The sequence below is a fragment of the Lysinibacillus pakistanensis genome, from assembly GCF_030123245.1.
GTDB classification, from domain to species: Bacteria; Bacillota; Bacilli; order Bacillales_A; family Planococcaceae; genus Lysinibacillus; species Lysinibacillus pakistanensis.
On record NZ_CP126101.1, the window covers coordinates 4,392,549 to 4,404,363 of the forward strand.

The following is an 11,815-nucleotide window of genomic DNA, read 5'->3' on the forward strand; positions in this document are numbered from 1 at the left end:
CTTCTAGTTTACTGTCTGCTTATGATTGGCTATCTCACGAGCAATTTCTGCAATTAAATCCTCTTGCCCACCTACTGCCTTCATTTTGCCAAGCTCCACTAAAATCTCACGCTCATCTACGTTATATTTTTTGGCCGCTTCCTGCGTAAATAATAAAAAGCTAGAGTAAACACCTGCATAGCCCATTATTAAACTAGAGCCAGTTATTTCTTGAGGGCGGGGCATAAATGGTGCAACCACTTCATTCGCAACATCGATTACACTATATAAATCAATACCAGTTTCATAGCCCAGTCGATCAAAAACAGCCACCATCACTTCCGTTTGTGTGTTACCACTACCAGCACCTAAACAGCGTAAGCTTCCGTCCACATACGTAGCTCCTGCTTCAACAGCGGCTAGAGTATTTGCTAGAGCCAGTGATAAATTATTATGTGCATGGAAACCGATTTCACAAGAAACATGCGACTTTAATGCAGCTACTCGTTCCTTGACCTCATGCGGAAGTAAAGCACCTGCTGAATCTGTTACATAAATGATCTCAGCACCGTAACTCTCAAATAATTTTGCCTGCTCAACTATTACAGATGTTGGTGCCATATGTGCCATCATTAAAAATCCAACTGTTTTCAATCCTAGCTCTCGACTTAAGTAAATGTGTTGACCAGCAACATCAGCCTCGGTTACATGGGTTGCAACGCGAGCCATTTTAGCACCAGCCTTCACTGCATTTTTTAAATCTTCCTTTACACCAATGCCCGGTAAAATTAGCACCGAAATAGCCGAATCCCCACATTCTTCTCGTGCTGCTTCGATTAACTTCAGTTCATCTACTTTGGAAAATCCATACTGTAATGAGGAGCCCCCTAGTCCATCTCCATGTGACACCTCAAAATATTTCATCTTTGCCTTTCTTAAACCGCGTGCAACCTCTCTCACCTGCTGCTCTGTAAATGCATGACGCATAGAATGACTGCCATCACGCAATGTCACATCTAAAACTGTTATTTTTTTCATTTCACTCACCTCCGTTTAATTCGATTTCACTGTTTCATGTTGCTGTTTAGCGATCTCATTTCCTACTTGTACTGCTGCGGCCGTCATAATATCGAGGTTTCCTGAGTAGGTTGGGAAGAAATCGCCTGCTCCCTCCACCTCTAAAAAGATTGATACTTGTTGACCATTAAAAATGGGAGCACTTGTCAGTCGATAGCCTGGTACATATTGTTGAACAGCCTGGACTATATCTTCAATAGCTTTTAAAATGGCTTGCTCCCTATTACGCTCATTTACTAAAACATGCACGGTATCACGCATCATAATCGGCGGGTCAGCTGGATTTAGAATAATAATGGCCTTACCCTTTTTCGCTCCACCCACGTCCTCTATTGCTCTTGCCGTGGTCCGTGTAAACTCATCAATATTTGCCCGAGTACCAGGTCCGGCACTTTTACTCGCTACGGTAGCAACAATTTCCGCATATTCAACATCTGCTACTTGGTTAATCGCATAGACAATTGGAATAGTCGCCTGCCCACCGCATGTTACCATATTGACATTGTCGGCCATTACGAATTTTTCCAAGTTAGCGCACGGTACAACAAACGGACCAATAGCTGCTGGCGTTAAATCAACAATCTTTTTACCAAGAGCAAGTACTTTCTCACTATGCATCGAATGTGCCTTTGCCGTTGTCGCATCAAACACAATATCAAAGAGCTCTGGACTGGCCACTAAGCCTTCTATTCCATTAGTGATTGTATGATAGCCACGAGCCTTAGCACGTTGAATTCCCTCAGAAGTAGGGTCAATTCCTACCATGACACTCATTGATAAGTAATCACTACGCTCGATTTTGTACATTAAATCGGTACCAATATTACCAGAGCCTAAAATCGCCACTTTTAGTTTTACCATCTTCATTTCTCCCCCTTCAGTCGAAACGTAGCGGACACAGCACCTAAATGAGCAAACTCTGCAACAAACGTATCTCCGTCCTCAATGGTAACTGCGGCTGTCAAAGCGCCTGCCAACACAAACTCACCTGCCTGCAAACCGATATGATATTTACTAAGCTTATTAGCTAACCATGCCACTGCACGTAATGGATCACCCATTACAGCGGCAGCGGCGGCGCTATCAAACAACTCGCCGTTTCGATATACATTCATGCCAATATGCGGTAAGTCTACATCTAGCAATTTTGTCGGCCTTTCGCCAATAATCACCATGGCGGAGGAACCATTATCTGCAACCGTATCTTCAAATCGAATTTTCCAATCAGCTATCCGACTATCAATTACTTCTAGTGCAGGGACAATGTAATCCGTTGCCTCAATAACATCCTCCACTGTAATATTTGGTCCATATAAGTCCTTCTTTAAAACAAACGCAATCTCAAATTCCAGCTTTGGTTGAATAAAATGATTGAGCGAAATTGTTGCACCATCGACCTCCACCATATTCGATAAAATATGACCGTAGTCTGGCTCTGACACATTAAATTGCTGCTGCATCACCTTACTCGTTAAGCCGATTTTCTTACCAACAATATGCTTCCCCTCCTGTTGCTTTGAAGCAATTTGAAGTAATTGAATAGCATAAGCATCATCTACAGTTATATCTGGAATAGTAGAAGTTAAGGGGGCGATAGGTTGCTTCAATACCTGAGCTTCCTGTAATTTCTCTGCAAATAATTGTCTATCCATAGCCTCTACCTCCTAGATTTGCACCGGTGTTTCCGATGATAGTGCACCATATCGTCCATTAAAGAATAGCAATGGCTCCCCATCTTCTAGATGAATATTTTTTACTCGTCCGATAAATAATGTATGATCACCTTCTATATACGCACTTGCCACCTCACAGCTCACTTGTGCAATAGCCCCTTCAATTGTTGGAGCACCTTGTAAATCACCAAATGTTACATGACGCTCTTCTTTGATTTGACCAGCAAATAGCATTGACAGCTCTTGCTGCTGGGCAGATAAAAAATTGACAGTAAATGTTCCGCTTTGTTGGATATGCTTTAGCATAGAAGCTTTTTCCCCAATAGAGATGACAACTAATTTCGGATTAAGTGAAATAGACATGAACGCATTTGCAGTCATGCCATGTATTTTGCCATTAACATTTGTTGTAATCACAGTGACACCTGTTGCAAATTTCCCCATCGCATTTCTAAATAGACGATCCTCCATTACATAACCTCCTCATGATTTAGTGCTGTCTTAAATACTCTGAAATAGTATTCAAGACAGCTGTTTGGACTTTTTTACAGATACAACTACAAGCTTATTTATTATCAAAGTTAGCGATGATATTTATTAAAATCGTTGCCTTGTATTGTAGTGGTGACTGAGCGACTCTCTTAGGCTTAGAGATAGATTGAACTTAGGCTAAGTCCTGTGATACCGCCTTCATGACCAACATCGTGTCGCTGCCGCTACGTTACACTGTGCTTTCCACAAAAAACATCTGTTGCTCCGACTCCTCCGGGAAAGCGCCTAGTTGGAATGGATATCAACCCACATTGTGATAACTCTAGTATTGTTTATTTCACTGGAACCTTTACTGCTCGATCTGGTGTACCATATAGGAAATATTCATTTGGTAGTGGAGAGCCGTACCAAATAATCGCTTCATCTAACTCATTCTCGCGCCACGTTATCGGCTTCCAATCAGGGTCGAAAATCAGATAGCCTGAATCGCCAAATAATTCAACTCGGTTGCCACCAGGCTCCATCACGTACATGAAATACGCTTGACTCACACCATGCTTTCCAGGTCCAGCTTCAATTTGAATACCATTTTCTACAAAAATATCAGCTGTATCCATTAGGTGCTGTGGATAGCCGTACCAAAATGCAATATGATGGAAGCGGCCGCTATTGCCAGTTTGGTCGTTCATTAACGCTACCTCATGTACAAGCGGGCTAACACTCATCCATGCTCCGATTTCTTCATCATTGTTCAACACAATTTGTTCCCGTAACTTGAAGCCTAAATGCTCAGACATAAACTCACGGTTTTTAGCCACGTCTCTACACATTAAGTTGATATGATCTAAACGACGGGCTGGCACACCCATTAAGGGACGCTTTTGTGGACGGCTTTTTAGCAATGTTTTTTGATCTTCAGCTGGCTGGAAATAATCTACTTCCCACAAAATTTCTTGGTTGTGGCCATCTGGTGTGGAGAATTGGTAGGCACGACCGTGACCTAAATCACCATCAATCCAACCTTTCCCATAACCACTTTTTTCTAAAGCTACGACGCGACGCTCCAGTGCTTCTGGTGAACTTGCACGCCATGCAGAATGTCCAAGACCTGCTTCTTTCCCTTCTGTAAGCTTTAATGTGTGATGATAAAAATCTTCATAGCCTCGTAAATATACCGATTGCCCTTCACGCGCTGTAATTTGTAACCCCATATAATCTGTGAAAAACTTTAAAGATTCCTCTGGCTTTGGTGTAAAAAGCTCCACATGCGCTAATTGTGCTACATCAAAATTTGACATCAAACATTCCCCCTAATTTTTTCATTATTTATTTGTAAAATAATTTACATCATCAGGATTAACCCACGTAGGGTCTGTCCACCCCGTTAAATCGTAATCTGCCATACATTGCTCAGCAAACGCGATAAACTCATCTGCTTTACCACTGCCTTGTGCGCCAAACAATGTTTGTAATCGAATATCTTCATGATTTCCAGCATAATTTCGTTCGTATAATTCACTACGGCCACCAAATTCAGTACCAATCGCATCCCAAAGTAGCTTAATTGTTTTAATTTTTTCAAGTGCTTCAATACCATTAGAACCACGGTAGAGCTTATTTAATGTCGGACGGAATTCCTCGTTTAAAAAATCTCTTGCACTAGATGGCTGGACAATTAAATTCCCTGCTACAATCTGCTGAATAATGCCTTTAATCTTTGGCCAACCTTCCTGTAGAAATACGCGATATGCAAGTCCACCATTTAAATTTGGAATAACGATGCCGTTTTCTTTTTTCTCGGGATTCAATGCCATCGCATCGCTTAAAGACCAGAACATATGACGCCAAGCAATAATTTCTCCAATATGAACCTGAACACCACGGAATTGGTCAGTGCCTGCAGTCTTTAATGCCTTCAACAATACACCAATAATAAAATCTAATTTCACCGCTAAGCGTGTGACACCTTGGAAAGTAAAGCGATTAATGAAACCGCTTTCTACAAAGAATGAAGTTGTCTTTTGCATATCTTCATAAATTAAAATATTTTCCCATGGAATAAGCGCTTGCTCAAATACAAGTACTGCATCATTTTCATCAAAACGACTACTTAGTGGATAATCAAATGGACTACCCATAATTGCAGACGTCATTTCATACGATGCTCGACTAATAAGCTTTACACCAGGAGCATCCATTGGTGCAATAAAAACAACCGCGAATTTTTTATCTTTAATTGGTAATCCATACGTACCCACAAAATTGTAATTAGTAATAGCTGATCCTGTTGCTACCATCTTCGAACCACTAATAATCAAGCCTTTGTCTGTTTCACGCTCCACTTGGATAAAAACATCGCCCACTTCATGAACATCTTTGTGCCGATCTACAGGTGGGTTCACAATTGCATGATTAAAGAACCAATTTCGTTCTTGTGACTCTTTGTACCAACGCTTCGCATTTTCTTGAAAAGGTGAATAGTATTCAGGATTCCCACCAAGTGTTGCAAGGAAGGAAGCTTTATAGTCTGGTGTCCGCCCCATCTGCCCATATGTAAGGCGGGCCCAAGCTACAATAGCATCCCGTCCTTTCATTAAATCATCCGCGCTTCGTGCTGCACGGAAATAACTATGGGTATAACCTCCACTACCCGTATCCGTTTCACAAGTTAAAATATCTTTGTATTTTGGGTCATGCATGGCATTATATAAACGTGAAATCGATCGAGCCGAATTCCGAAAAGCTGGGTGAGTCGTGACATCCTTTACACGTTCACCATGTAACCAAATTTCTCGACTATCCTTTAAACTTTCTAAATATTCCTGCCCTGTCAATGGCTTCGTACCTTGTTTTACAACCATTCCCTTCCCCCCTACAATTATTTTTCTTGTTTGACATGTCTATTTAAATATAGTTCTTTCGGAATTTTTAGATAATTAATAAAAAGTATAGAATTCCTCCATTTTTTCTTCAAATTTGAAAGGAATATGTGCAAAAAATAGAAAAAAGCCAGCAAATACGCTGACTTTCTCTACTTTTTATTTTCTAATGCTTTCAGTACATAATAGATTTTTAAAGCTAATTGGCATCGAAAACGCCCATCTCCTGTTCGTAAATCTTCTTGTAATAAAGATTCGATTTTTTCCATTCTATAACGAAAACCTGGAATTGAAAGACTCAAAGCCTTTGCTGTTTTATTGACATTACCGCTATTGTTTAAAAAAACCTCTAACGTATGGGCAAGTGTTGCATTATTTTGCTCATCATATTTTATTAGCGGACCTAGCACCTCTTCATAGAAATGCAGAAGCTCCTTTGGATTTGTCGTCTTTAAAAATAGCATAATATGCTGAAAGTTTTCGTAAATAGCAGATTGTGTCTTTCCAGGTGCTGCATATTGTAGAAATTGACAAATCAGTCTAGCCTCATTGTGGCTGCTTCCAATTTCCTCTAACCTATCAGCATTTTTCCCTACACCAATTTGGAATATAGATTGCTTAAATCGTTCTTTTAATCGTTTCGTTAAAATGCTAACAAAGTCCGACATATATCCAATATCCTTTTCACAATCCTCTAGAATAAGTAAAATTTCTTGATTTTTAATGAAACACTCAATATTTAAATACTCTGTCATTAAAAAGCTATGCAAAATTTCTGGTTCCTCATACTCAGATGTGATGACAATTACACGATTGTTTTTACTCGGATCAAAATAGAAAATGCTGCGAGCCTTTTTAATGAGTGCCTCTGTGGAAGATTGTCTACTCATGACTTCATCTAAAAAATCGGACTTTTTTTGCCATTGGGACTGGGCAATTTGCATCTGTGTATATAAATAAATTGAGAATACCGTCACAGCGCGTTCAATAATCATTTCCTGTTCTCTCGTTAAGTCATTATGACTAAGAATCACTAAAGTCCCCAATTGTTTTTTCATCGTCATAATTTCATATTCATGTCGAAACTCCTTTTTCCTAAGTTTTCCTTCTAGATAGAGGTGCTCATCATCCTTCTGCATAAAATAATAACCAATTGGCTTCATTAAATATCTACGCTCTATTGTTACACTACATTGCAACGCATCACTTAAAAGATGTAAGAGTTGATTTAACGTATAGCCCTCTAGCATTGCATGTGTCATTTGTTTGTGGATGGTGTCAGAATGGAGGATAGAATTATTCAATGATTTTAACTCATTATAAGTAGCGTCTAATTCATGAGCTAAGGATGTTTCTTGAAAATATCGTAATAAATCTAATTGCTCTGCTGTTGCATGCTCCTTAGTTCGAACAACAAATTTACAATAGTCATCACATTTACCACGACATTTTTCCTCAAAAACAACGACTTCTCTTGAATAAGTTTTTGCTAGAAAGCCTGCTACATAACCGATTAATGTCCAGCACACACTTTCTTCACTAAAGCCAAAATGGCGGACATGCTCCTCCGCCTCGTAAGAATGGAACCATTTGCCTTCCATTTCAAATTTATCATCGCTTATTTCCAGTACATCAATTTCTACACTGACAACACCCTCTAAAGTATGGATTGCAGCGCCAGCTTTTATTAACTCTTTTAACTCTTTCCAATTGTACATTTTCTCAATAGAGTCACCAGCACTATAGCCGCATGCCCATCCATAGCGTAATAAAAAGCCCTTTGCTCGCTCCATATTCAACGTTTGAATAATATCACGCCTAAAAAAACCAAGTGCCTCAGCTGATTTTAAGATCATTCGATTCCCATTAAACTTTATAATGCCCGAACGCGGATTAATATCAATGGCATTCTCAAACACTAAACGATTTGCTTTCACTATATACACCCCCATAAACATGCAGTCTTTACAACGAAAAAGGCTTGTACATTTCCCCAAATCGAAATCACTAGATTGAAAGTGTTTACTTTTATTTAGTATAAATTTATTTTTTTGATAATTCAATTTATTGGAATGGGATTCTGGTAAAGTTTGAGTTTGCATTGATAGGCTTCAAAAAAAATGTACTGATCCTTTGAAGAATCAGTACATTTTTTGATTTATAGCTTATTCACAAGTTCTAAAAGTGCAGTTAGAGAATCTACCTCATAAGTTGGTGTTACAGCACCACTTAGAACATTGTTTTCACGATTAATCCATACATTCCGCATACCCACACGTGATGAGCCTAAAATATCAGTATTTAAATTATCGCCCACCATAATGGCATCATCAGCTGTAATACCTGCCTTCTCCATAACATGCTCAAAAATGGCGGCATCTGGCTTTCCTTTGCCAAAGTCTCCAGAAATAATAATATGGTCAAAATATGGCGCTATTTCTGGTGTAATTGTCAGCTTTAAGTTCTGTAGGCTTGGAGCACCATTGGTTAATAAAATGAGCTGATATTTTCCTTTTAGCTTATCTAGCACAGTAAATGTATCCTCGTATAAAAATGGCGATACCTTACGTTCAGCCACAAATCGCTCACCAAGCTCTTCTCCTAATTGCGCATCATCAATTCCTAACGCTGCTAAGCCCTTTGTCCATGAAGCAGTACGATATTCTGGTACAATTCCCTTCATTTTTTGGAAGGAATCTGTTGGATCATCAAATGTTCCCCATAGACCTTCAAATGGATTAATACCAATTAACACTGTATAGTCGTATGTTTCATAGCCCTCATAAAGCGAACGAGCCTCCTTTCGTACTGCTTCCTCCAACTCTGCTGGATCTACTTTATGTATAGTTGCTGCATATTGACATGTTTTTTCAAATGCTGTTTTAACCGATTTTTTATCCCACAGCAGTGTATCATCTAAATCAAAAATAATTGTATTAATTGACATTGTGTCAGCTCCTAGCTTCCTTTAATACTGCTTATTTTAGCATATTTTCAAAATATTTAGGATGGCATTTTATGTACATTGCTTCTAAAATCAACAAGCTATGCGTAACCATACACATAGCCTGTCACTACTATTTATTTTTATTACGTAGGCGTTCCATTAAGCTCTTAACCTCAGTTTTTTGTTGCTCTGTTTCCTCTAGTAAAATTTCAATATGATAAATGTCGTTTATTTCTTCAATTAACACACGATCGCCCACCTGTACTGGCTTATTCATGGCGGACTGTAATATGATTAGTTGTTCCTCTTCCTCTGGGTACTTCAAGAAAACTGCATAGCCATCTTCAATACGGTCTAAGGTATATTTAGTCGAGCTCACTAACAAGTTCCCCTTTCGCATTCTTTAATTGTGCAGCATCTCCATCATTAAGCCAAATTTGTTTCTTCGTCCACTTTAAATAATTTTGACCATCTCGCGCATTTGTTCCACTTGTCACATAAATGATTTTACCTGGCTGTAATGTCACATTTGGAAATTTGAATACTTGATTCCCTTCTATTGAAATAAGCTGCCAATCCTTTAACGATACTGCTTCACTACCATTATTTTTAATACCGACAATTTCATCTATTAAATCCTTACTAATAATCTCTACACTTGCGGCATTTGGATGTGTTGAGATATTGCCTCCTGACCATTCTTTTGAATGCACATCATAGTTTACCCCATCTGTAGATACGATAACCGTTCCAGCTTCTGCGGTAGCATAAATCTTACTCCCAACAGCCTGCAAACGCTCAACGACTTCAGCATGAGGATGCCCATATTTATTTCCTTCCCCATAGCTTAAGACGGTTACTTCTGGATGCACTGCTTGAATAAATTTCTCTGAGCTACTCGTATTTGAGCCATGATGACCTGCCTTTAAGACTGTTGCCTGTACATCATTTTGCAGCATGTCTTTTTCTAATGCTATTCCCGCATCTCCTGTTAATAAAAACGAAACATTGCCATACACCATTTTTAACACAATCGAAGCATCATTATTATCCGTTGCATGCTCATTAGCATTTAAGACCTTTACAGTAAGATCATCATCAAACGCTATATTTTCTCCTGTTGTTGGAACATGATAGGGAATATTCTTCGTATCAATTAATGTCAGCATTTCTTCAAAGGTTTGTGATGTATGTACCTTTCCAGAATCATAAAATTGACCAATATCGATGGATGATTGTAACACAGGAATTAAGCCCCCAATATGGTCAGCATCTGGATGTGTTGCTACAACTATATCTAGCTTATTTATACCTAGCTCTTTTAAATACGAAACCACCTGCTGGCCTGCACCCTTAACACCTCCATCCACAAGCATTGTCTTACCATTTGCTGACTCAATAAAAATAGAATCTCCCTGCCCTACATCAAGGAAATGAACACGCATTTTTTGTCCAGCAGTTACTGGTACTTTTTCTGTCTTTAAAACCTCTGTACAGCCCGCTAATAAAAAAATACAAAGAAGTACTATAATTAATTTTTTCATCTTCTTACTTCCTTTCTATTTTTCTATTATACAAAAAAGAGCAGCTTGGAACTGCCCACTATTTTCTAAAATCTTCTATGATGAACTACTCTTTTGTAAGAGATTCTCAAATATTTTTTTGGTTTTCAAACGAATACATTCATAAGGCTTTTGCATTGCCTGATGAATACTAACCTTTTCATCTACTAAAGACTCAACAACAGTAAAATAATCATATAATGCAGGTTTATCAATATCATCAATATACCCTGACAATAAGATTGCCTGAGCATTGGCTAATCTAGCTGCCTTTGCTATCCCTAACGGTGCTTTTCCATGTAATGTTTGCTGATCTGATTTCCCTTCCCCTGTTATAACGAATTGAGCACCTTCTATATGTTGTTTTAATTGAATGGCTTCCATTACAATATCAATACCTGCTGAGAAGCTACTATTTAAAAAGGCTATGAATGCACCACCCACGCCACCTGCCGCACCTGCCCCTTTGAAATCATGTAATCGAATTCCATATTGCTCTTCAACAATGTCCGCAAACTGCTTTAAACAGTTATCAAAGTAAGTAATTTGATGCTCTTTTACGCCTTTTTGAGGTCCAAATATTGCTGTTGCCCCCTGCTCTCCGATAAAGGGGTTATCCACATCACATGCAATAGTAAATTGCGCTTCAGCTAATCGTGAATCTAGACAACTACTATCAATAATGGCCAGCTCTAATAAAGCTGACACTCCATCATCAATTAATGAACCATCCCCTTTTCTAAATTTCAGTCCTAGTGCCTTTAACATGCCAATACCAGCATCATTTGTAGCACTACCACCAATGCCAATAATAAACTTCCTAAATCCTTGATCTAGAGCAGCTTTCATTAATTGACCCGTTCCATATGTTGATGCCCGTTGAGGATTTTTTTCATTATCCTGCAATAACATTATGCCAGATGCCTGAGCCATTTCAATAACACATGTAGCATTATCACCAAGTACACCATATTTCGCCACTATTTCTCTTCCTAATGGATCAAGCACCTGCGCCAAAAAATACTGACCATCAGTAGCCATAATAAGCGATTCCAATGTGCCTTCTCCACCGTCTGCAACTGGTAACATCACAGTATTAACTGATTGGTCCACCTCCATGATTCCTGCCTGCATGGCATTTGCCACCTCGAGGGCTGACAAGGTTCCCTTAAACGAATCTGGACTAATAACGACTTTCATTTTATC

General features: G+C 39.0%; 11 protein-coding genes. All 11 read right to left on the bottom strand.

From position 1 onward, the window contains the following. Window positions 1–3: 3 nt before the first annotated feature. Window positions 4–1,017 (bottom strand): 4-hydroxy-2-oxovalerate aldolase, encoded by a 1,014-nt coding sequence (gene dmpG / locus QNH24_RS21900; protein ID WP_283869533.1) that lies wholly within the window; start codon window positions 1,015–1,017, stop codon window positions 4–6. Window positions 1,018–1,032: 15 nt separating this feature from the next. Then, the gene (locus tag QNH24_RS21905) at window positions 1,033–1,917 is read right to left on the bottom strand and encodes an acetaldehyde dehydrogenase (acetylating) (protein ID WP_283869534.1); all 885 of its coding nucleotides are present in this window, start codon (window positions 1,915–1,917) and stop codon (window positions 1,033–1,035) included. A gap of 2 nt (window positions 1,918–1,919) precedes the next feature. Beyond that, window positions 1,920–2,708 (bottom strand): 2-keto-4-pentenoate hydratase, encoded by a 789-nt coding sequence (locus QNH24_RS21910; protein WP_283869535.1) that lies wholly within the window; start codon window positions 2,706–2,708, stop codon window positions 1,920–1,922. Between the two features lie 12 nt (window positions 2,709–2,720). Further along, entirely contained in the window at window positions 2,721–3,200 is a 480-nt protein-coding gene (locus tag QNH24_RS21915; protein WP_283869536.1) for a flavin reductase family protein, read from the bottom strand. 353 nt (window positions 3,201–3,553) lie between these two features. Next, entirely contained in the window at window positions 3,554–4,519 is a 966-nt protein-coding gene (locus QNH24_RS21920; RefSeq protein WP_283869537.1) for a catechol 2,3-dioxygenase, read from the bottom strand. Between the two features lie 24 nt (window positions 4,520–4,543). Further along, window positions 4,544–6,082, bottom strand: coding sequence for a 4-hydroxyphenylacetate 3-hydroxylase N-terminal domain-containing protein (locus tag QNH24_RS21925; protein WP_283869538.1), 1,539 nt, complete (start codon window positions 6,080–6,082; stop codon window positions 4,544–4,546). A gap of 170 nt (window positions 6,083–6,252) precedes the next feature. Beyond that, complete coding sequence (locus tag QNH24_RS21930) at window positions 6,253–8,037, bottom strand: XylR N-terminal domain-containing protein (protein WP_283869539.1); 1,785 nt, start codon at window positions 8,035–8,037, stop codon at window positions 6,253–6,255. Between the two features lie 221 nt (window positions 8,038–8,258). Then, window positions 8,259–9,047, bottom strand: a complete 789-nt coding sequence (locus QNH24_RS21935) for an HAD family hydrolase (protein ID WP_283869540.1) — start codon at window positions 9,045–9,047, stop codon at window positions 8,259–8,261. A 130-nt stretch (window positions 9,048–9,177) separates the two neighbouring features. Further along, on the bottom strand, window positions 9,178–9,426 hold the full coding sequence (locus QNH24_RS21940; RefSeq protein WP_054771997.1) for a DUF3006 domain-containing protein: 249 nt from the start codon (window positions 9,424–9,426) through the stop codon (window positions 9,178–9,180). Further along, window positions 9,413–10,591: an MBL fold metallo-hydrolase gene (locus QNH24_RS21945; RefSeq protein ID WP_283869541.1), complete on the bottom strand. Its 1,179-nt coding sequence runs from the start codon at window positions 10,589–10,591 to the stop codon at window positions 9,413–9,415. The genes QNH24_RS21940 and QNH24_RS21945 overlap by 14 nt, the downstream gene beginning before the upstream one ends. Window positions 10,592–10,666: 75 nt before the next feature. Further along, a complete protein-coding gene (locus QNH24_RS21950) occupies window positions 10,667–11,809 on the bottom strand; it encodes a glycerate kinase (protein WP_283869542.1) in 1,143 nt (380 codons plus the stop codon). Window positions 11,810–11,815: the final 6 nt, after the last annotated feature.

Bases quoted from the DNA above. Each gene is read 5' to 3' on its own strand.
- dmpG (WP_283869533.1), bottom strand. From the start codon at position 1,017: ATGAAAAAAATAACAGTTTTAGATGTGACATTGCGTGATGGCAGTCAT.
- QNH24_RS21920 (WP_283869537.1), bottom strand. From the start codon at position 4,519: ATGTCAAATTTTGATGTAGCACAATTAGCGCATGTGGAGCTTTTTACA.
- QNH24_RS21925 (WP_283869538.1), bottom strand. From the start codon at position 6,082: ATGGTTGTAAAACAAGGTACGAAGCCATTGACAGGGCAGGAATATTTA.
- QNH24_RS21910 (WP_283869535.1), bottom strand. From the start codon at position 2,708: ATGGATAGACAATTATTTGCAGAGAAATTACAGGAAGCTCAGGTATTG.
- QNH24_RS21945 (WP_283869541.1), bottom strand. From the start codon at position 10,591: ATGAAAAAATTAATTATAGTACTTCTTTGTATTTTTTTATTAGCGGGC.
- QNH24_RS21905 (WP_283869534.1), bottom strand. From the start codon at position 1,917: ATGGTAAAACTAAAAGTGGCGATTTTAGGCTCTGGTAATATTGGTACC.
- QNH24_RS21915 (WP_283869536.1), bottom strand. From the start codon at position 3,200: ATGGAGGATCGTCTATTTAGAAATGCGATGGGGAAATTTGCAACAGGT.
- QNH24_RS21950 (WP_283869542.1), bottom strand. From the start codon at position 11,809: ATGAAAGTCGTTATTAGTCCAGATTCGTTTAAGGGAACCTTGTCAGCC.
- QNH24_RS21935 (WP_283869540.1), bottom strand. From the start codon at position 9,047: ATGTCAATTAATACAATTATTTTTGATTTAGATGATACACTGCTGTGG.